At 32.4% G+C, this 19,854-nt stretch carries 18 protein-coding genes, 1 tRNA gene and 1 rRNA gene; 9 read left to right on the top strand and 11 right to left on the bottom strand.

Annotated elements, in window-relative coordinates:
- Nucleotides 1-36: 36 nt before the first annotated feature.
- From HNP35_RS17350 to HNP35_RS17340, 3 genes are all read right to left on the bottom strand, one after another.
- The gene (locus HNP35_RS17350) at nucleotides 37-714 is read right to left on the bottom strand and encodes an SDR family NAD(P)-dependent oxidoreductase (protein ID WP_184165726.1); all 678 of its coding nucleotides are present in this window, start codon (nucleotides 712-714) and stop codon (nucleotides 37-39) included.
- A 35-nt stretch (nucleotides 715-749) separates the two neighbouring features.
- On the bottom strand, nucleotides 750-1,727 hold the full coding sequence (locus HNP35_RS17345) for a M20/M25/M40 family metallo-hydrolase (protein ID WP_184165729.1): 978 nt from the start codon (nucleotides 1,725-1,727) through the stop codon (nucleotides 750-752).
- A gap of 140 nt (nucleotides 1,728-1,867) precedes the next feature.
- Nucleotides 1,868-3,010: an acyl-CoA dehydrogenase gene (locus tag HNP35_RS17340; RefSeq protein ID WP_184165732.1), complete on the bottom strand. Its 1,143-nt coding sequence runs from the start codon at nucleotides 3,008-3,010 to the stop codon at nucleotides 1,868-1,870.
- Between the two features lie 481 nt (nucleotides 3,011-3,491).
- Here HNP35_RS17340 and HNP35_RS17335 point away from each other — a divergent pair, with 481 nt between their 5' ends.
- The 3 genes from HNP35_RS17335 (at nucleotide 3,492) to HNP35_RS17325 (ending at nucleotide 6,687) form a co-directional block, all read left to right on the top strand.
- Complete coding sequence (locus HNP35_RS17335; protein WP_184165736.1) at nucleotides 3,492-4,067, top strand: chalcone isomerase family protein; 576 nt, start codon at nucleotides 3,492-3,494, stop codon at nucleotides 4,065-4,067.
- A gap of 143 nt (nucleotides 4,068-4,210) precedes the next feature.
- On the top strand, nucleotides 4,211-5,437 hold the full coding sequence (locus HNP35_RS17330) for a Glu/Leu/Phe/Val dehydrogenase dimerization domain-containing protein (protein ID WP_184165738.1): 1,227 nt from the start codon (nucleotides 4,211-4,213) through the stop codon (nucleotides 5,435-5,437).
- Nucleotides 5,438-5,781: 344 nt separating this feature from the next.
- On the top strand, nucleotides 5,782-6,687 hold the full coding sequence (locus HNP35_RS17325) for an energy transducer TonB (RefSeq protein WP_184165741.1): 906 nt from the start codon (nucleotides 5,782-5,784) through the stop codon (nucleotides 6,685-6,687).
- A 362-nt stretch (nucleotides 6,688-7,049) separates the two neighbouring features.
- Here the strand turns inward: HNP35_RS17325 and HNP35_RS17320 are convergent, their stop codons facing one another.
- Both HNP35_RS17320 and HNP35_RS17315 read right to left on the bottom strand, forming a co-directional pair.
- Nucleotides 7,050-7,445 (bottom strand): ExbD/TolR family protein, encoded by a 396-nt coding sequence (locus tag HNP35_RS17320; protein ID WP_184165744.1) that lies wholly within the window; start codon nucleotides 7,443-7,445, stop codon nucleotides 7,050-7,052.
- 3 nt (nucleotides 7,446-7,448) lie between these two features.
- The gene (locus tag HNP35_RS17315) at nucleotides 7,449-8,141 is read right to left on the bottom strand and encodes a MotA/TolQ/ExbB proton channel family protein (protein ID WP_184165747.1); all 693 of its coding nucleotides are present in this window, start codon (nucleotides 8,139-8,141) and stop codon (nucleotides 7,449-7,451) included.
- 131 nt (nucleotides 8,142-8,272) lie between these two features.
- Between HNP35_RS17315 and HNP35_RS17310 the strand changes: the two genes are divergently transcribed.
- From HNP35_RS17310 to HNP35_RS17295, 4 genes are all read left to right on the top strand, one after another.
- Nucleotides 8,273-9,499 (top strand): bifunctional folylpolyglutamate synthase/dihydrofolate synthase, encoded by a 1,227-nt coding sequence (locus HNP35_RS17310; RefSeq protein ID WP_184165750.1) that lies wholly within the window; start codon nucleotides 8,273-8,275, stop codon nucleotides 9,497-9,499.
- A 178-nt stretch (nucleotides 9,500-9,677) separates the two neighbouring features.
- Nucleotides 9,678-9,752, top strand: a tRNA-Val gene (locus HNP35_RS17305).
- A gap of 82 nt (nucleotides 9,753-9,834) precedes the next feature.
- On the top strand, nucleotides 9,835-10,269 hold the full coding sequence (locus HNP35_RS17300) for a DUF5713 family protein (protein WP_221433473.1): 435 nt from the start codon (nucleotides 9,835-9,837) through the stop codon (nucleotides 10,267-10,269).
- Nucleotides 10,270-10,357: 88 nt separating this feature from the next.
- Entirely contained in the window at nucleotides 10,358-10,936 is a 579-nt protein-coding gene (locus HNP35_RS17295; protein ID WP_184165753.1) for a hypothetical protein, read from the top strand.
- 60 nt (nucleotides 10,937-10,996) lie between these two features.
- Here the strand turns inward: HNP35_RS17295 and HNP35_RS17290 are convergent, their stop codons facing one another.
- The 3 genes from HNP35_RS17290 to HNP35_RS17280 all read right to left on the bottom strand — a co-directional run bounded on the left by HNP35_RS17290 (nucleotide 10,997) and on the right by HNP35_RS17280 (nucleotide 15,228).
- Complete coding sequence (locus HNP35_RS17290; protein WP_184165756.1) at nucleotides 10,997-11,704, bottom strand: DUF6090 family protein; 708 nt, start codon at nucleotides 11,702-11,704, stop codon at nucleotides 10,997-10,999.
- Nucleotides 11,705-11,921: 217 nt separating this feature from the next.
- Entirely contained in the window at nucleotides 11,922-12,281 is a 360-nt protein-coding gene (locus tag HNP35_RS17285) for a MerR family transcriptional regulator (RefSeq protein ID WP_184165759.1), read from the bottom strand.
- A gap of 184 nt (nucleotides 12,282-12,465) precedes the next feature.
- Nucleotides 12,466-15,228 (bottom strand): DEAD/DEAH box helicase family protein, encoded by a 2,763-nt coding sequence (locus tag HNP35_RS17280; protein WP_221433474.1) that lies wholly within the window; start codon nucleotides 15,226-15,228, stop codon nucleotides 12,466-12,468.
- Between the two features lie 195 nt (nucleotides 15,229-15,423).
- On the opposite strand from HNP35_RS17280, the gene HNP35_RS17275 reads away from it, so the two are divergent.
- Nucleotides 15,424-16,440, top strand: a complete 1,017-nt coding sequence (locus HNP35_RS17275) for a serine hydrolase domain-containing protein (protein WP_184165762.1) — start codon at nucleotides 15,424-15,426, stop codon at nucleotides 16,438-16,440.
- Between the two features lie 13 nt (nucleotides 16,441-16,453).
- Here the strand turns inward: HNP35_RS17275 and HNP35_RS17270 are convergent, their stop codons facing one another.
- Complete coding sequence (locus HNP35_RS17270; RefSeq protein WP_184165766.1) at nucleotides 16,454-17,563, bottom strand: acyltransferase family protein; 1,110 nt, start codon at nucleotides 17,561-17,563, stop codon at nucleotides 16,454-16,456.
- Nucleotides 17,564-17,921: 358 nt separating this feature from the next.
- Between HNP35_RS17270 and HNP35_RS17265 the strand changes: the two genes are divergently transcribed.
- Nucleotides 17,922-18,812, top strand: coding sequence for a DMT family transporter (locus HNP35_RS17265; protein WP_184165769.1), 891 nt, complete (start codon nucleotides 17,922-17,924; stop codon nucleotides 18,810-18,812).
- A gap of 62 nt (nucleotides 18,813-18,874) precedes the next feature.
- Here the strand turns inward: HNP35_RS17265 and HNP35_RS17260 are convergent, their stop codons facing one another.
- Together HNP35_RS17260 and rrf are read right to left on the bottom strand one after the other, a co-directional pair.
- Nucleotides 18,875-19,468 carry a YdeI/OmpD-associated family protein gene (locus HNP35_RS17260; RefSeq protein ID WP_184165772.1) on the bottom strand — a complete coding sequence of 198 codons (594 nt, stop codon included), beginning with the start codon at nucleotides 19,466-19,468 and terminating at the stop codon, nucleotides 18,875-18,877.
- 295 nt (nucleotides 19,469-19,763) lie between these two features.
- A 5S ribosomal RNA gene (gene rrf, locus HNP35_RS17255) occupies nucleotides 19,764-19,854 on the bottom strand; the annotation flags it as partial.

Raw genomic sequence — 19,854 nt, 5'->3', positions numbered from 1 at the left:
TTGGTTTGATTTGGGTTTGAAAATAGTGTTTTATATCTATGGATTAGTTGAAGAAACTTCTAATACTTTTCCGTTGAAATATTTATTTCCATTAAGCGTAAAATCATAAATGTAAGTTGCCATTCCTTCAGCAGAAATTGGCGCTTGATAGCCTGGAAAAGCTTCATTCAACATTTCGGTCTGAACAGAACCTAATGCTAAAACATTAAATGAAATTCCTTTTTCTTTGTATTCCTCTGCCAACAATTCTGTCAAAGTAATTACAGCACCTTTACTAGAACTGTAAGCTGCTAATCCTGCAAATTTTAAACTTCCGCGAACGCCGCCGATTGAGCTTATAGTAACAACGTGACTTCCTTTTTCCAAATATGGAATACAAATACGAGTTAAATTGGCTACTGCAAAAACATTCACTTTGTAAATACTTTCAAAATCTGCTTGAGTTGTTTCTACAAAAGGTTTCAAAAGTAAAGCGCCTGCATTATGAACAACCGCATCGACTTTTTTCCAAGTAGAAGAAAGAAAATGATTCACTTCTTGCAAAGCATTTTCATCTGCCAAATCTATAGAAAGGCAAGTAACATTTTGATGTTCTAATAAAGATTGTGGAATTTTTCTGGAAATAGCCAAAACCTGATGGCCATCATTCGCAAATTTTAAAGCTAATTCATAACCTATTCCTCTGCTTGTTCCGGTAACGATAATATTTTTCATGCAACAAAAATAATCAAATGCTATAAAAAGTGCTCTTATTTATTCATCGTTATTTCTTGAGTTGGAGATACCGCAATATGAGTTACAGCTGGCAATAATTCTTGAGTAAATGCTGTAATATGCGGAATATCCATCAACTTAAATTCATCTGAAACATGGTGGTAAAAATCGAAATTTTCAAAATCGAAAGTACTTATCGATTGGCATGGTTTTCCGAAAGCCTGAAAGAAAGAATAATTATCTGATCTGTAAAACAATTGATATTCTGCTTCTTTTGGCAAAAATCCGATTGTGTTTTTTCCTGTATATTCATTTATTTTTGATGCCATATTCGATTTATCAAAACCTGTAATATAAGCTAGATAATCTCTTTTCATTGGCACACCAATCATTTCGATATTTAATTGAGTGTACAGATTAAAGTTTTGAGCTTTTAATTTCTCAACTAAACTTTTTGACCCTAACAATCCTTTTTCTTCTCCTGCAAAAAAGACAACTAATATGCTACGTTTATTTGCTTTTGTTTTAGCGAAATATTTAGCCATTGCTGCCACAGAAGTTACACCCGAAGCATCATCATTTGCACCATTATTAATTTTATCGGCCTGTTCTTTTTTCTCAATTCCGATATGATCGTAATGAGCGCTTAGCACTACAAATTCTTTTTTTAATTCAGGATCTGTTCCTTCTATAACTCCGACAATATTAAAAGCTGGAGATTTAAAATTTGTCAATGTATCGCGATAGGTTTTAAAATAAGGTTTGATAGAATTCTTTTTCAAATAATCTTCTAAAAAAACTGCCGCTTTTTCAATTCCCCTTGTCCCTGTTTCACGCCCTTCTAATTCGTCTGAAGAAAGGTATTTTAAGAAATCTGAGATTTCCGTTTCGCTGACTTTGTAGTTAACTTCGATTACTTTTGAATCTGATTTAGCATCTTTTTCAACTCTCGTTGTTGTGCTAGATTTACAAGCGATTATAAGGAAAGGAAGTAAAAAGTATAATTTTTTCATGGCTATATGTTTGAATTAAACAGGTTTTGGATTTAAATTTTATTTGAAAGCATAAACTTATGAAAAGTAATACAATATTCATAAAAAAACCCTTTCAAACTAAAAGTCGAAAGGGTTTTCAAATCTATTGTAACCTAATTTTATCCAGCGATTACAGCTCTAGAAATTACGATTTTCTGAATTTCAGAAGTTCCTTCGTAAATCTGAGTAATTTTTGCGTCACGCATTAAACGCTCCACATGATATTCTTTTACATAACCATTTCCACCGTGAATCTGAACCGCTTCTACAGAAGTGTCCATCGCAACTTGTGAAGCAAATAATTTTGCCATTGCACCACTCACATCGTAGTTTTTATGATTGTCTTTATCCCAAGCTGCTTTCATACATAAATGACGAGCCGCTTCAATATTAACAGCCATATCTGCCAATTTAAAGGCAATTGCTTGATGATTGCAGATTTCTGTACCGAATGCTTTACGTTCTTTAGAATATTTCAAAGCTAGTTCGTAAGCTCCTGAAGCAATTCCTAACGCTTGAGAAGCAATTCCGATTCTACCCCCTGCAAGTGTTTTCATAGCAAATTTGAATCCGAAACCATCTTCTCCAATTCTATTTTCTTTTGGAACTTTCACATCTGTGAACATTAAAGAATGCGTATCAGAACCACGAATTCCCATTTTTTGTTCTTTTGGACCAACAGCGAAACCTGGCATATCTTTCGTCATAATCAAAGCATTGATTCCTTTATGCTTCAATTCTGGATGCGTTTGTGCAATTACCAAATATACAGATGCTGTGTTTCCGTTTGTAATCCAGTTTTTTGTACCATTAACCAAATAATGATCACCCATATCAACTGCCGTAGTTTTTTGAGAAGTTGCATCACTACCCGCTTCTGGTTCACTTAAACAAAATGCTCCGTGAATTTCTCCAGATGCCAAACCTGGCAAATATTTTTGTTTTTGTTCTTCAGTTCCATATTCTTGAAGTCCCCAGCAAACTAATGAATTATTTACAGACATTACTACAGAAGCTGAAGCATCTACTTTAGAAATTTCTTCCATAGCGATAACGTAAGAAATAGCATCAAGACCGCTTCCTCCATATTTAGGATCCACCATCATTCCCATAAATCCAAGCTCACCCATTTTTTTGACTTGCTCTGTTGGAAAGGTTTGATTTTCGTCACGTTCAATAACTCCTGGCAATAATTCATTTTGAGCAAAATCTCTTGCTGCTTGCTGAATCATTAAATGTTCTTCAGTAAGATTAAAATCCATAATAATATACTTTAATGTTTTTGCAACCTCTATCTTAAATATTTGGTTGGTCAGTGGTTTTTATGTTTTTTGTGTTTTTTTCGATGCCAATTTTGCAATGCAAAGGCTTCCAAAGATACTTTTTAAAAGTGTAATTTACAATGCATGCATACAAAATTAATAGATCAGCAATGATAACGATAACGTTTTCGTAATTATTTACCTTTTCGCGTAAATGAGCATGAATTATGCAACAAATTTTCTAAAAATCAGAAATCATTTTTACATCATCAAATTGGCAAAATCTGACTAAGTTTTTGAACTCACAAGTTAAACAAATCTTAAAATACGTAAATGTACGTAAAACTAGTCTTACTAATTTGATTTTTAATGTAATACAAAAATTAAATGTAAATTTTACAGAAAAAAAATATGTTAAAAATGAACCTAATATTAATAAATTACCATTATTTTTGACCAAAAAATAAAAATTTGATAGAATATGAAAAAGATTTTACTCCTACTTACTTTCCTTTTTAGCTTACAATTTTCTACCGTTTCGGCACAAACTCAAATAGATGTTAATGGCGTAACTGTTCCAAGAAAAATAGAATTTTTAGGCAAAACTTTACAGTTAAATGGCGCAGGCGGAAGATCTAAAATGTGGATGGAAGTTTATGTCCAAGCTTTATATTTATCGCAACTAACTCAAGACCCACAATACATTATTGACAGCGATACTGAAATGGCAATTAGAATAGAAATTACATCTTCTATGGTTTCTTCTAATAAACTAACAAAAGCCATGAATACTGGTTTCGAAAAATCTGCTGGAGCGCAATTGGAACAATTACGTCCGAGAATCGAACAGCTAAAAAGCTATTTGAGTGATGCAATTACTGAAAAAGATGTTTTTATTCTAGCTTACAATCCTTTGGATCAAAATGTTTATGTGACAAAAAATGAAGTGTTGAAAGGAAAAATTCCTGGATTTGATTTCAAGAAAGCATTATTCGGAATTTGGCTTTCAGACAAACCAGTTGACGAAACTTTGAAAAAACATTTATTAGGACAATAATCTTAATTTTTTGAATATACAAAAAGCCGTCCCGAAAAATTTCGGGACGGCTTTTTCTTTTTGTTTTATATATTTGATGCGAAATACATTATTCGCATTATTCTATTTTATACATTTACGCAAAATAAACATATCACAACAAAATGAAAGATTTATTACAACAATTTGAAAACAAAGCACCTGAAATTGTTTTCAATTGGAAAGATTCAGAAACAGAAGCCGAAGGGTGGACTGTAATTAATTCACTTCGCGGAGGAGCTGCAGGTGGAGGAACAAGAATGAGAAAAGGCTTAGACATGAATGAGGTTTTGTCTTTAGCAAAAACTATGGAAGTTAAATTTTCTGTTTCGGGCCCTGCCATTGGCGGCGCTAAATCTGGAATAAATTTTGACCCGAATGATCCTCGCAAAAAAGGCGTTTTACAACGTTGGTACAAAGCAGTTTCTCCTTTATTGAAAAGCTACTACGGAACTGGAGGAGATTTAAATGTTGATGAGATTCACGAAGTTATCCCAATGACAGAAGAATGCGGTGTTTGGCATCCGCAGGAAGGTGTTTTCAATGGACATTTCCGCCCAACAGATGCAGATAAAATCAATAGAATTGGACAATTGCGTCAAGGTGTAATTAAGGTAATCGAAAATCCGAAATTCTCACCAGACGTTACAAGAAAATATACTGTTGCAGATATGATTACCGGTTTTGGTGTTGCTGAAGCAGTTCGTCATTTCTACTCAACTTACGGGGGAGACATCAAAGGTAAAAAAGCAATAGTACAAGGTTTTGGAAACGTTGGTTCTGCCGCTGCTTTTTACTTAGCTGAAATGGGAGCAAAAGTAATCGGAATTATTGACCGCGATGGAGGTTTAATTAAAGAAGATGGTTTTTCTTTTGAAGAAATCAGAACTTTATTCTTAAACAAAGACGGAAATAAATTGGTTGCTGAAAATATGATTCCGTTTGAAGAAATCAATTCTAAAATCTGGACTATCGGTGCTGAAATTTTTACACCTTGCGCTGCTTCAAGATTGGTTACTCAAGCGCAAATTGACAGCTTAATCGCAAACGGATTGGAAGTTATTTCTTGCGGAGCGAATGTTCCTTTTGCTGATAAAGAAATTTTCTTTGGTTCTATCATGGAAGAAGTAGACAGTAAAGTAAGTTTGATTCCGGATTTTATTTCAAACTGCGGAATGGCAAGAGTTTTTGCTTATTTCATGGAGAAAAAAGTTCAAATGACAGATGAAGCTATCTTTAATGATACTTCAGAAACTATAAAAAATGCAATTGTAAAAGCGCATGCTTTAAGTGCATCAAAAACAAATATCAGTGCAACTGCTTTTGAAATTGCATTGAAACAGTTAGTGTAAGCTACTTTACACTTTATACATAAACGAGCCAGATTATTGTTTGGCTCGTTTTTTTGTGTCGTAGATTTTTTAACGCAAAGTACGCTAAGATGTTTTAATTTGGAGCGCAAGTAATATCTAAATATTAAGTTCGCAAAGCTTTATCTACATGAAGCTTTGTGAACTTTTAATCTTAGGATTCACTCAAAGTTATACTAAATAAAACTTTGCGTTTCTTTGCGTTAATCATAGCGTACTTTGCGTTATAAAAAAAAACTCTTCGCGTTATTCTCTCTTTTATTCTAAACAATTTTTACTACTTTTAAACGTTTTTAAAATAATACATTTCAAAATTCAGAATCAGAATGAGTTTGTCTATTTCTTCAGATCAAAAGAAATCATTGTTAATCACAACTGCTATTTATGCAGTGATAATTGCATTGCTGTTTTTTATACGCTTTTGGCCTCCTTATAATCCAGAAAACAACGTAGCTCTTGCAGATGGCGGCGGAGGTGGCGGTGGAGTAACCGTAAATTTTGGTGACAGCGATTTAGGCTCTGGCGCTAATTATAAAAGCGAAGTTCTGAATGTAAAAAACAATGTAAAGCAAGTTCAGGCGAAAGCTGCTCCAGAAGAAGCAATTGTCACTCAGGAAAACTCTGTAGCAGACAAAACTGATGTTGTAATTCCGACAAAAGAAAAACCCAAAAAACCTGTTCCCGTTACAAAACCGGAAACAAAACCTGTTCCTGAAAAACCAAAAGTTTCAAACTCTACAAACGATGCTTTATCAAGCATAATGAAAGGTTCGAATAAAGGTGGCGACGGAGACGATAAAGTAGCTGGAAATAAAGGAAAATCTAACGGAAATTTAAATTCCAGCGGTTATTATGGATCTGGTGGTTCTGGCGGAGGAACTGGAGGCGGTAACGGAACTGGAAATGGCATTGGAACCGGAAGCGGTTACGGAGCTGGAAGTGGCGGAGGTTCTGGCGGTGGATCTGGATATTCTTTAGGAAATAGAAAAGCATTATCTAAACCTGCACCAAAATACACTTGTAATGAAGAAGGAAAAGTTGTGGTTGAAGTAAGTGTTGACCAAACTGGAAAAACAATCAGTGCTACTGCTGGAATTAAAGGAACTACAAATACTGCAAAATGTTTATTAGATCAAGCAAGAATTGCAGCAATGAATACCAAATGGGAATCTGATAGTGACGCTCCTGCAAAACAAGTGGGGAAAATTATCTATAATTTCAGTTTGGATTAAAAATACGAATTGCACAGATTTATACTAAATCTGCTATTATAGAAAAAGGCTTTCAGAAAATCTGAAAGCCTTTTTTATTTTCTCTCTTAGTTTGTCATTTCGACGAAGGAGAAATCTTCGTAAGTAACTCTGCAAAGATTGCCGACATTCAGCATGGAGCTTCTCGCGAAGATTTCTCCTTCGTCGAAATGACATACTTTATGGTTACTTTTCTTTTAATCTATACTCTTTTTTCCGCGTGAGGGATAGGAGCAAGCTACCGAAGTAGCGCGGATAGCCCGACCGTCCCGAGATAAGAAGGCGTATTTAGACAAAGTATATTTGCCTTCTTATCTCGGGATGGTCACGCCCCTATATTAAATCTATTTAGGACTTGTAGCTATTACAAACTTCAGATTGTTCCTTACTCCTATCTGTAAAACATCTACTAAATCCTGAACTTGTAGATTAAATGGAATTCGAACTACAACGGTTTGTTCTTTATCTGTGCCAATTTTAGACATTAAACTAGCTTCCAGTTCTTCAAATGGAACTTGTTGTTTGTCGATATAAAATTGCTTGTCTTCTGTAACCGACAAACTGATTAATTGTTTGTTTGTTTTTTCGTTTGATTTTGCTTTTGGAAGCGTCATCTTGATTACGTTCGGGTTTGCTAGTGTTGAAATAATTAAGAAAAACAACAGCAAGAAGAACATAATGTCGCTCAAAGATGAAGTCGCTACTTCGGCGTGAAATCTTCTTTTTCTTTTAATAGACATACCTTATGCTCTTTGAATTATGTTTACAAATTCTAAAATCTGTTTTTGAATTTTTAGGGCGAAATTATCAATTTTTCCGTTCAATAAGTGGTAAGCAGAATACGCAATAATTCCCACGATTAATCCTGAACCAGAACTGATCATTTTCTCATATAAACCTCCTGAAATGTTCCCGATACTAATATTTTCTGTAACCGAAATACTGTAGAAAATTTTAATTACTCCGGAAATTGTTCCGATGAAACCAAGAGTTGGCGCGATACCTGCGATAAGTCCAAGGTGACCTAAACGTCTTTCCATTTCTCCAATTTCAATGTCAGCGGCGCGATCCATATTCGATTCGATTTCTGCGATTGGTCTTCCGATTACTAGAACTCCTTCTTTTAGAATATTAGCTGCAGCTGTATCACTTCTTTCTACAATTGTTCTTGCTAATTCAATATTTCCAGAATTTAATTTATCTCCTACATCCTGCATTAAACGATTGTCAATTTTTGATGCACGGCTAATGTACATATAACGTTCAAAGATCACATAAATAGTATAAAACAATAAAATCGCAATCGGAATTAAGAAAACTCCTCCTTTCATTATAAACCCAAACATTGTAATTTCTTGTTCTGGTGCAATCTTTTCGATCACTACATTTGAAGCATTTGCGATTGTATCTGTTTGTAATTGGATGAAACTAAACATATATTAATTCTGGTTTTTGATAATTAATTCTAAAAAATATTTGAAATTTGCAATAAAGATAATTTTCGCTGTTATATTAAACTACAAAAATCGAAATTTATTTCAATCGACAACCATTTTATCCAAAATAAATGAACTATCAAGAGACTACCAATTGGATGTTTAATCAGCTTCCAATGTACCAATTACAGGGAGCTTCCGCTTATAAAGAAGATTTGACGAACATTAAATTGTTAGCAGAGCATCTTGGCAATCCTCAAAAGCAATTGAGATGCATTCATGTGGCGGGTACCAACGGAAAAGGCTCTACTTCTCATATGTTATCTTCTGTTTTACAGGAAGCAGGTTACAAAGTCGGATTGTATACTTCTCCTCACCTGAAAGATTTTAGAGAACGAATTAAAATCAACGGTCAGGAAATTTCGGAAGAGTTTGTTATCGAATTCATTGCCAAACATAAATCTTTTTTTGAAGCTAACGACATGAGTTTCTTTGAAATGACGGTTGGACTGGCTTTTGATTATTTCGCTTCTGAAAAAACAGATATTGCAATTATCGAAGTTGGTTTGGGAGGAAGATTAGATGCGACCAATATTATCACGCCTTTGGTTTCGGTAATTACCAATATTGGTTTAGATCATACGCAGTTTTTAGGAAATACTCTGGAAGCGATTGCTGGCGAAAAAGCGGGAATTATTAAACCAAATGTTCCTGTCGTAATTGGCGAATATACATCTGAAACCAAACCTGTATTTTTGGCTAAAGCCGAAGAAAGCAACGCACCGATTTATTTGGCTTCCGATTTAATTGATCAGATTTATTTGTCGGATTTAATTGGAGATTACCAGTTTCACAATAAAAAAACGGTTCAGCAGACGATTTCGATTTTGAATAACGAAACCGATTTTAAAGTTTCTGCTGAACAATTAAAAGAAGGTTTACTACATGTTGTAAAAAACACTGGTTTACAAGGAAGATGGCAGCAATTGGGAGAAAACCCAAAAATAATTTGCGACACAGCGCATAATAAACACGGATTATCGGTTGTGATGAATCAGCTTCAACATGAGAAATACGAAAAACTGCATATTGTTTTGGGTGTTGTAAATGATAAAGATTTGGATTCGATTTTGCCTTTGTTTCCAAAAGAGGCTCAATATTATTTCTGTCATCCCGATTCTTCGCGAGCTTTGCCTGCCGAAACGCTACAAAAGGCGTCTCAAAATTTTGGTTTGATTGGAGAAAAATACGATTCTGTTGCAATCGCTTTCGCGGAAGCAAAGAAAAATGCCTCAGAAAATGATTTTATTTACGTTGGCGGAAGCACTTTTGTGGTTGCCGAATTGCCTTTGAGTTAAAATATATTTTTGATCTAGAAAAAACTTCAAAAAAATCATTTTAATAACAAATTCATAAACAAGGAGATATAAATTATTTTTAAAAAAGTTTTATTTTTTATTCGAATTTCTTTGCAGAACTCAAAAACTAGCGTATATTTGCACTCGCAATCACAAACGATAGCAACCTAGTAAAATAGGGCGATTAGCTCAGCTGGTTCAGAGCACCTCGTTTACACCGAGGGGGTCGGGGGTTCGAACCCCTCATCGCCCACCGAAAAACTCCTTAAGAAATTAAGGAGTTTTTTTTATGTTTGTTTTTCGAAAAATACTTTTGCTAATACAATAAAGAACTTATGAAAATAAAAGCTTACCTAACAGCAATAATTTCCCTTATTTTAATTTCTTGCAATGGTCAGCAATCAAAAAATCAAAACAAAATAATAAATCAGAAAGATTTAAAAAATGAGAAAATAAAAGAGTATATCTTTTTAAAAGATATGTATTCAGATTCATACTTTCCGAAATTTCTCGTTGACAAAGTAAAGACAATACTTATAGATTTATGTTTTGAAATCGAGAAAACATCTCCAAAAAATCTCGAAGAACTCTATGCATTAACACATTCTGCAACAATAAAAATAAACGAATTGCAAGATGTCTTTTTTGAGAATAATAGTGAAATTGAAACAGCTGCAAGAGAATCAATTGGACAAGATTTTGACGTTATTGCAAAATCTTACGGATTTGATGCTGATACAGAAGAAATAATTGCGCCTAGAGAATGGTAAAACCCTGTATTAACAACTATTTTAAAAGATTTGGACATTAGACTAAATTAAAAGATCCTTTAATGCGTATAATGTAAAAACCAAAAATATGATAGAAAATATCGCAATTCCAGACATATTAAAAGAAGCAATTGGAGCAGAAAAAATTGTTTTTCTCGTAAAAGCAAAAAAAGACCAACCAATAAGAAACTGTCTGCATGTAATTTATTTTGGGCTCTTTTGGATTTTAGTAATATCCTTGATATTTTCAACTTTCGATTGGAATTTTTTCTCTGGCGACTATACAATTTCAGCTAAAGAAATTCCAGATCTTTTATATTTTAGTTTGTTTTTATCTCCTGGAATTATCTGCTTTTTACTTGGCGTTTTTGGACTGTTCAAATCTGGCGGTTATTTTATTGGTACTGAAAACAGATTAATCTGTCATCGTTGGGGCAAAATACAAACTTACCCTTGGAAAGAATTCACCAATGAAATTGAAGTTTTTGGGAATAAAAATAGTGGCAATATAATATTCAAATTAAAAACTGGAGTCTATATTACACGAAATCACAGAAAAGTATTGTCGAATACTAAAATAAATATTGGAGATATTCTTTATGCATTCGAAATTGAAAATTATTGCCGCAACATAATAGGAAAAACGTTTTCAGATTTAACTGAATAACAATCAACTTGCAGTTTAAAAACACAAAAAAATCCATTATTTCTAATGGATTTTTTCTTTTTATTTATTCAGCTCTTTTTCAATTTCTTTAATAAGTTCAACTGCGAGCGGTTTTGTATTTTCATCATAAACTCTTATGTTATTCTTACCTAATTTAACAAGATACGCGAGTGTCTTTTTATATTTTGGATCTGAATATAATTCTTTTTCTGGCTTATCTGCATTTTCTATTTCTTTATCAAAACATTTAAACAAAAACTCTGTGTACATTTTATCAACTTCGTTGGCAGCCGGTACATATATTTGGTAATAGTTTAAGATTTTCTGTTTTAATTTTTCATCTTCAATATAACCGAGTTTACCACTTGACTTAAAACCTTCATAATTTCCTATTGTCAATGTTTGTCCATGTGAATAAATTGGGAAATTAACTTTGCTTTTAGAATTATAAATACTGTCCAGTTGGGAAGGCGTTAATGCCAAAATTTTTTCATAGTCTGCGTTTGTCTTTTGGTATGCTTTTACTTCTCTGTCGATACTTTCTATATCATTCTTTAAATCATTCTTTAAATTACCAAGAAACACAGCTACTTCTTCTTGTTGGTGTCTATGCTCACTCCAACTGTGTAGCCATATTGAAAGCGTAACAGCAAAAACGATTATGAATATTTCTATGATGATTTCTTTTACTTTCTCTCCCAATGTGTGTTCTGAATTTTTCACCGTTTTATAAATTTTTTTTGAATGTTTCGATATTTCTTCTTGCATGATTTAGTCTTGTAGTTCCTAGTTATTATTCGTTATTTATTTTAGTAAATTATTATTTCAATGAGTTAATTTTTTTCTTCAACATTCAACTTTTATTCAAAAGCGAATATAAGACTATTTGTACAACCTTCTATTATTTTCTTAAAACAACCCAATAAAAAGCACAAAAAAACTCCTTAATTTCTTAGGGAGTTCTATAAATTTTACACTTTAACGATCACTCATTATTTTGTATTTTCTCACATACTTTTTCTAGAAGTCTTTTGGTCTGTTTAAAATACCTCATTTTATCATCAATCTCTTTTATTTTCGCATGAAAGAGCTCCAATGTTTCTGGCTTCGATTCGGTAGTTTCGAACCAACTAGTTAATATTTTTTTTATTTCTGCTAAAGTAAATCCAACTTCTCTTGCTTCTATAATAATTTCTAAGCGTTCAATCGTATTATTATTATAATGTTTGTAGTTATTAGATTTTACCTTCTCATCTGCCAGCCCCTTAATCATGCCTAAATTTTCATAATATCTAATAGTATGAATTGACAGTCCCGTTTTTTTTGATAATTCGTTTATAAGCATAATTCTTTCTTTTTTTAGTCAAAACATAAAAGCATAGAGCATAGTTTATACTTTGTAGTTGCAAATATACAAATTCTTTTTACTTATCAAGCTTTCAAAAAACAAGAAAAATGACGTGAACAATTTCAATAGTAGAAGATAGAGGCTGAATTTAGGTAAATATTTACACTAAAATAGAGTTTTACTATTTCCATTTGTTTATTCTTTGCGCTTTTTCATCAAATTGTGCAGCTAAAGATTTTATTCTGGATTGTAAAAGCAACTTTCTTCCTTCAATTGTACGGGTAAAAATCAAATCACAATTGTCAACAAATGCTTTCCATTGAGTTTTGAAATGTTCTGCCAGTTTTTTATTCCTTCCTATAACTTCTGGAACAGAATGATAGTCTCTTTGCTCTTTGAAAAACATAAATCTGTTTTTTCTCACTATTATATAACGAGGATTTTCAACATTACCTATAATTTCTTTTAGAGAGTTTATGAATGTTGACTTCTCAAAAGTAGTTCCGCCTTCCAAATGACAATATACTCCTCCCCAATCATCTACCGAAGTTATCACTTCTAAAGCGGAATAATTAGTCTGAATAATTCGAGCCTTAATTAGGGAGTCTAAAAGCGCTTCTCCTATTTTTTTGATATCTTTGGAAATGTCGCGATATTTAAAATATAATCGTAATGCTTTTAATGTCTGTCTTCCAAAAAACAACACGCCAACTATTCCGAAAAAAGTAAGAAAGAAATACAAATCTCGCATACTTCTAATTCTTCTAGCCACTTTTAAAAATTCTTGTATCATTTCTAATCCAAAACTAGCCAAACCAGAACCTAAAGTTGCCAAAAGATTAGCAAGCGTCTTGTTTAAATACATTGATTTAAGAGCTTTATACTCTTTTTCCTCACGAAACGGAATTTTAAGTTCTTCTACAAGAGTCACTCCTGTTTCAAGTGCTTTTTCCCATAATTCTTTCAAGTTTTCTCGATCGCCAGCATACTTGAACATTTCGATATTCTTTTTTTCAGCTTCTTCTTTTTCTCGGATATTTTCACCTAAATTTAATCGTCCAATGCCGTTTTCAATTCCAGGTTGCTCATGAAATGAAACTCCGACAAAACTTTTAAAACGTCTTTTTAGCAAATCAAAATCATCACCTCCAGTTGGTGAAGTTTCATCAATAGTAACTAAATGCCAAATATTTCCTGTTTTATTTGAGTTTCCGTTTTGAGTTCTAATGGCTCTGCCACGCATTTGATTTGACAAAACGAAAGAACCTACAAAACTCGCTAATATTAAAGAGTTTATTGCCGGAGCGTCCCATCCTTCTCCAAGTAAAGATTTTGTCCCTATCAAAACTTCTATTCCTCCACTTTGAAAAATTTGAGTTACAATATGAACTATATTATGAGTAAGCTGTTCTGTCTGATTTATTAAAACATAATCTGAATCAAAAGGAACAATACTAGAATTTATTTTAGTGATGCCACATTTTGCTGCCCTTGTTTCAAAATCATTATAAGCACTATTCGGAATAATGATTAATGATCCCGTTAAAACGCCAATTTTTTTATTCGCGGTATTTTCTCTTCTTAATTTTTCAAAAATTGGAATGACTCCTAATCTATTTAATTCTAAATTGTTTTCGGATGAACTAACAAAGTATTCTTTTCTAATAAAGTCAGAAAGAATAACCATTCTTAAATCTTTCCCTAACTGATTATATTCAAAATCAACAATTTCTTTAATACCGTTTAACTTACTAATGCTTGATGCTAAAAAGCCTGTAACTTTTTTACTGTACAAAAAATCTATTTGCTTTCTTTCTATTGCGCCGTATCTTCTTAATCGGTTCTCGAGAGTTTTCCGATGTTCTTCATATTCTTTAAAATGTTCATTTCCGCTAAAAAGATAAAACTCTAAAAGTTTCTCTGTCCATTCGTAATCCAAAACAGGGATTATTATTTTTTTATCTCCAATAACTTCCAGATGAGTTTCGGGAATTTCTCTATGATTTGCTTTTAAAAATATTAGACTGGAAGAATAATAAGAAAAGTTGCTATAAATCCAATCCAGCTGTTCTTCAGGATTTTTCCAAATGGGATGTGTTTCAATTGCCTGAATGACAGTTTCATCATTTTTAATTTCCTGAAAAAGCATCTCTATATTATCTCTAAAATTAGTGATATCCTGATGCTCTTTTTCTGTTGGCATTGTAAAATACACATAATCTTGGTGCGGACACAGATCTCCTTCGATTACCAATTCTGGAACCGAAATTTCCATATCTACAAGTCCATTAAGTTCAATATATCTTTGCCACTCAATAGGCGAAACATCATAAGGAGGAGTTGCAGTTAAACCAACAATTACTGGGTTAATTTTCTCTTTTACTTTAGTTAATGTCTGCCACCACTCATTTTTTAAATGATGTGCCTCATCGACTACGATTGTCTTAATCTTTTGGGCATTTAAACCACTTACAATTTTCTCGAGATTTGCATTTGTATGTTTACTTTTTGCACTTTCTTCAACTTCATCTTCCTCTTCAAGATCTTCCTCTTCTATTTTCAAATCATTGCAAGCCGCGTGAAGTCCTTGATAAGTCACTACGGTCATAAATTTCGGTTTCCGAATGTCTTTAGAAATCCAATCAGGAATCTGGTCCGTTTGAAGAAATAGCTCGCAAAATCGTTGAATCCATTGATTGCGAATTGCAATTGTTGGTGTAAGAATTAAAGTCGGCTTATTTAACCGAACAGCAACTTCAAGCCCTAGAACAGTTTTACCAGAACCTGGAGGAGCTATAATATGCAAATGACCATCTTTTAAATGGTTTTCTAAATTATCTAGTACTCTTTGCTGGTATTTTCTCCAGTTATATTTAAACTTTACTTCTTTCGGATATTCGGACAATGTATCGTCTACTTTAAATCTGTCTTTATTAACTAACATTTCGGCATAAATTAATCACTAGATTTCTAAATTTATTGATTTGCTAACATAAGTAAAAAACCTTACAAATCACTAAAAATTTCTTACTTACCGAAATTCTAAAAAAACACTTTCTTGAAACATCTAGATTATTACAATAAATTAGATATATTCGTTAAATCCTTTACAATTAAATACCTTTTCCTAATTCTCAAAATGAACATCATCATCAAAAAAATCAAAATTCTAGTTTTTACTATTGCATTTACAACATGTAATTACTTTTACGCTCAAACAAATCAGACAGAGACTAAACTCGATGCTTTATTTCAAAATGCACTTCAATCCAAAACTTTTAACGGAAATGTCTTAGTTGCCAAAAAAGGAAAGATTCTTTATGAAAAAGCTTTTGGTCAAGCCGATGCAAGTAATACTATTCCATTAAACACAAAATATCGCTTTCATATCGGTTCAATCGCCAAAGAATTTAATGCTGTTGGAATTATGATGCTAAAAGAACAGGGAAAATTAAAATTAGACGATCCGATTTCTAAATTTCTTCCTGAACTTCCGTCGTGGGGAAATAAAATTAAGATTATCCATTTGCTTCAATATACAAGCGGACTTCCTCAAATAAAATGGAATGAAGTCAATCAGGATTCAGACAATATGGCTTTTCTGCAAAAAACTTCATCTCTAGAATTTGAACCAGGAACGCAATACGATTACAACAATAATAATGTCTTTTTGCAAAGACGTATTATTGAAAAAATTACAAATATGAGTTTCAATTCATTCGTAATACAGAAAATCTTAAAACCAATCGGAATTAAAAATGCTGTTGTAGATCCTGATGACAAAGAACCTCTTTTTGCAAAGTCATTTAACAAAGAAGGAAAACCAGATATTCTGAAATACAATATTTCGGGCTGGACGGCTTTAAATCTAAAGGATTTTTACAAATGGTCTGAAGCTATTAATTCGTTTAAGATTATTAATCAACAATCGACACAAGAACTTTTTGAACCTTTTTCTAAAGACAATCAAACAGGTCTTGGTGGCGGAACGATCGAAAACGGAAAAGTGATTAAGCACATTCACGATGGCGCTGCTTTTAATTACCAAGCATTGCTTATCAGTAAACTTGATTTGACAATTATTTTAATGACTAATAACAAACAAAATAATTTGGAGGAAATTAGTAATTCGACAGAAACCATCCTTAATAAATAAACTCTATTTTATACTAATGGAGTTTTTTTTGTTTAGAAAGTTTTTCTTTTCGTTTAATGTTTAAATAATTCCTAAGAGGAATATCGTAGACTTTCATTGCCAAGTATGCGAATCCAATTAATAAAACAACAGCAATGGGCACAATAAAGGCTAATTTATTCGCATCAGGTTTATAATTAGTATAATAATTTCCAAACATCCATAAAACGGCATAATGTGTCATATACAAAGGATAGGAGATGTTTCCTGAAAACACGCACATTTTTTCTAATTCAGGTTTTAAGACTGCTCCTGCTCCCAGTGAAATCAATGCTGGAAAATAAAACAAAACTACTAAAGGTTCTGTCAGCCAATTCCATTCTGAAAAAGGCATTATAAAAGCCAATAACAATAATCCGCTTAAGCTAATAAACCCTAATTTGTTTTTTATAATTAAATTAAAACGGTAGATCAATAATCCCGCTAAAAAAGAATAAGATATTCTCGCACAGCCATCCCAAAAAGTCGGTCCGCTCCAACCTCCTAATAAATTTCCAGAATTGTATGCCACAAAACAAATTGCCAAAGCTGCGATAATTGTCAAAATAAACAAAAAGCTTTTTCCAATTCTATAAAGCACGACAGCATAAACTATATTAGCAATATATTCCCAAAACAGCGACCATGCCGGCGCATTAAAACTAAACAAATTAAAACCTCGGTCTGCAATTACAGGAAATGGTATTAAAAACAAAGAACATATAAAAGTTAAAAAGATTTTACCAGCGCTATATAACTCAATATGTCCTCCAAATGGATCAAATAAAAAAGCCAATAATCCTAGAATAGATCCTGCGATAACTAAAGGATGCAGACGAATAATTCTTGCTACAAAAAAATTCCAAATTCCCATTTCAGCAATTCGGTCATCATAAGCGTATCCAATTACAAAACCCGAAAGACAAAAGAAAAAATCAACTGCTAAAAAACCGTGACCGATAAAATTTTTACTCGGATCTGTAAAAATCCATTCCATAAAATGAAAAACAACAACGGCAAAAGCTGCAACACCTCGAAGTCCATCTAAAATTTGAAAATGTTGTTTGGTCTGCAGAACTGACTCAGGCAATTTATTTGTTTCCATTAAATTGAATGCGGTTTGGTTTTAAGTTAATAATTTGAAGCCGTCGCAAGTTCTACAAATTAATATTCAAATCAAAATGAGATATAGAGCATTTTAGATTTTGAATTGTCCTTATCTGTTAGAATTTTCACATTTATATAACTTTTTAAACTTTTTCATTCAACCTCTTTTTCCTAAGTTTGTTCAAATACATAAACAAATATGCACGTAGCGGGTTGTCTTTCACCACCAGAAAATTAATAATACTTCTTTAGTATTGACACTAGACTGAATATCTCAGTCTATTATGCTGTGTCATTATCTCAAATAAAAATTATTAATATTCAAAAATAAATCCTCAAAAGGGATAGACAATCTTATGAAAAAATCATATCTGATACTGCACACCGCAGTGTTACTAGCTGGCTTTACTGGCATTTTCGGAAAACTTATTGCTCTTAACGAACTGACATTGGTTTGGTACCGAGTCTTATTTGCTTCAATAATCTTATTTCTTATTCTAAAATCATACAAACTTAAAGGACTTCAGTCTTTCGCAGAAATAGCAAAAATTTCTAAAGCTGGAATACTCATCACCATTCACTGGATCTTTTTCTATGCCAGTATCAAATATTCTAACATTTCGATTGGTGTAGTCTGCTATTGTCTGACAAGTTTTTTTACGGCAATCTTTGAGCCTATTATAAATAAAAAGAAATTTAATTTAGTTCAGGGATTCCTTAGTTTATTCACCCTTTTAGGAATTAGTTTGATTTTTCATTTTGATTCATCTTATCAACTCGGAATCACGCTTGGAGTAATTTCTTCAGCATTTGCTGCTTTGTACACTATTTATAATGAAAGATTGGTTCAGTTCTACGACAGCAAATTGATTAACTTCTATCAGATGTTAGGCGGAACTATTGTTTTGGGATTGACTTTACCTGTTTATTTTTATTATTTCCCTGAAGAATCTTTTATTCCAAGTTTAAAAGATACTTTTTATTTGTTTGTTCTAGCCTCATGCTGTACAGTAGCTTTGTATGTTATGTTTGCCGAATCGCTCAAAAAAATCCCTGCATTTACTGTAAACTTAACATTCAATTTAGAACCTATTTACGCAATCATATTAGCTTTTCTATTTTTTGACGAAGGAAAATCGATTAATTTTTCATTCTATATCGGAATAAGTTTAATCATGACCTCTATTCTATTGCAATCGCTGATTTCAATTAAAAAAAGAAACGTAATCGAAGATCCAATTTCTTAGATAGTAAAAACAGAAAAACTCCTTTTTTATGAAAGGAGTTTTCTTTTATACTTTAGTTTAATTTAATCGTTTAAACCTTTACCAATTAAAATTCGCGGAATATTTTTTTCAACTCTTGCTTCTCTTGTTTTAGATTGTTTTGGTTGAGAAAAATGAAGCAGATAAGCTCTCTGTCTTCCAGGTGTTAAATCATAAAAAGCTTTTTTCAAATCGAGATTTTCATTCAGTCTAATTTGAAACTCCTCTGCGATTTCAAATTCAGAAACTTTTTTCAATTCTACTTTTAAACCTGCTTTTTCAATTTCAGCTGCTTCATAAATATATTTTTTTAAAGAATCTTTTACATTTAAGATATCATCAACATTACTAAAACGAAACTGACGCGCTGCCTGAACATTTTCCGTCTGCTGAATTAAGATATTATCTTCGTCCTTCATTAAAGCTCCTTTAAAAAACAAAAAACCACAATATTCTTTAAATGCATGAATCAAAACAATATTCGCCTTCTCAAAAGTATAACATGGACTTCCCCACTTTAATTCTTCCACTAGATGGCAGTCTAAAGCAATACTTCGCAACAACTCCAATTCTTCTTTCCATTTTTCAGCTTTTTCGAAATAAAAATCAACTTTAGGATTAGCACTATACTCAGTCATAAAATAGTCAATTAAGAATTAATTAAAATTAGTAAAATAGAAAATAATTCCACATTTGAAATTAAGCGAAATTTAAAATTCTATCCCGTTGCATAGTTTTATCAAATTCAGTTTTGCTAAATTCTAATTTCATAAGCTTCTTATGACTTAATAAACAAATCCATTATTGCTATAACTTTATTATTAAATTTAATTTAAAACAATAAAAGGAATTGAAAAACAACCTAAACAAAAATAAAAGCAAAAAGGGTACAAAACAAAAAACCCTATCCGGATTGGATAGGGTTTTTCAAAAGAAAGGCGACGACATACTCTCCCACATAACTGCAGTACCATCTGCGCAGGCGGGCTTAACTTCTCTGTTCGGGATGGGAAGAGGTGAGCCC

The organism is Flavobacterium notoginsengisoli (assembly GCF_014207905.1).
GTDB lineage: Bacteria > Bacteroidota > Bacteroidia > Flavobacteriales > Flavobacteriaceae > Flavobacterium > Flavobacterium notoginsengisoli_A.
This window is presented reverse-complemented; position numbering and strand designations above follow the sequence as displayed.

What these genes read in the sequence shown, in the direction of transcription:
- HNP35_RS17295 (WP_184165753.1), top strand. Translation starts at nt 10,358, where the DNA reads ATGATAGAAAATATCGCAATTCCAGACATATTAAAAGAAGCAATTGGA.
- HNP35_RS17265 (WP_184165769.1), top strand. Translation starts at nt 17,922, where the DNA reads ATGAAAAAATCATATCTGATACTGCACACCGCAGTGTTACTAGCTGGC.
- HNP35_RS17260 (WP_184165772.1), bottom strand. Translation starts at nt 19,468, where the DNA reads ATGACTGAGTATAGTGCTAATCCTAAAGTTGATTTTTATTTCGAAAAA.
- HNP35_RS17300 (WP_221433473.1), top strand. Translation starts at nt 9,835, where the DNA reads ATGAAAATAAAAGCTTACCTAACAGCAATAATTTCCCTTATTTTAATT.
- HNP35_RS17345 (WP_184165729.1), bottom strand. Translation starts at nt 1,727, where the DNA reads ATGAAAAAATTATACTTTTTACTTCCTTTCCTTATAATCGCTTGTAAA.
- HNP35_RS17335 (WP_184165736.1), top strand. Translation starts at nt 3,492, where the DNA reads ATGAAAAAGATTTTACTCCTACTTACTTTCCTTTTTAGCTTACAATTT.
- HNP35_RS17275 (WP_184165762.1), top strand. Translation starts at nt 15,424, where the DNA reads ATGAACATCATCATCAAAAAAATCAAAATTCTAGTTTTTACTATTGCA.
- HNP35_RS17285 (WP_184165759.1), bottom strand. Translation starts at nt 12,281, where the DNA reads ATGCTTATAAACGAATTATCAAAAAAAACGGGACTGTCAATTCATACT.
- HNP35_RS17340 (WP_184165732.1), bottom strand. Translation starts at nt 3,010, where the DNA reads ATGGATTTTAATCTTACTGAAGAACATTTAATGATTCAGCAAGCAGCA.
- HNP35_RS17310 (WP_184165750.1), top strand. Translation starts at nt 8,273, where the DNA reads ATGAACTATCAAGAGACTACCAATTGGATGTTTAATCAGCTTCCAATG.
- HNP35_RS17290 (WP_184165756.1), bottom strand. Translation starts at nt 11,704, where the DNA reads ATGCAAGAAGAAATATCGAAACATTCAAAAAAAATTTATAAAACGGTG.
- HNP35_RS17270 (WP_184165766.1), bottom strand. Translation starts at nt 17,563, where the DNA reads ATGGAAACAAATAAATTGCCTGAGTCAGTTCTGCAGACCAAACAACAT.
- HNP35_RS17320 (WP_184165744.1), bottom strand. Translation starts at nt 7,445, where the DNA reads ATGTCTATTAAAAGAAAAAGAAGATTTCACGCCGAAGTAGCGACTTCA.
- HNP35_RS17330 (WP_184165738.1), top strand. Translation starts at nt 4,211, where the DNA reads ATGAAAGATTTATTACAACAATTTGAAAACAAAGCACCTGAAATTGTT.
- HNP35_RS17325 (WP_184165741.1), top strand. Translation starts at nt 5,782, where the DNA reads ATGAGTTTGTCTATTTCTTCAGATCAAAAGAAATCATTGTTAATCACA.
- HNP35_RS17350 (WP_184165726.1), bottom strand. Translation starts at nt 714, where the DNA reads ATGAAAAATATTATCGTTACCGGAACAAGCAGAGGAATAGGTTATGAA.
- HNP35_RS17315 (WP_184165747.1), bottom strand. Translation starts at nt 8,141, where the DNA reads ATGTTTAGTTTCATCCAATTACAAACAGATACAATCGCAAATGCTTCA.
- HNP35_RS17280 (WP_221433474.1), bottom strand. Translation starts at nt 15,228, where the DNA reads ATGTTAGTTAATAAAGACAGATTTAAAGTAGACGATACATTGTCCGAA.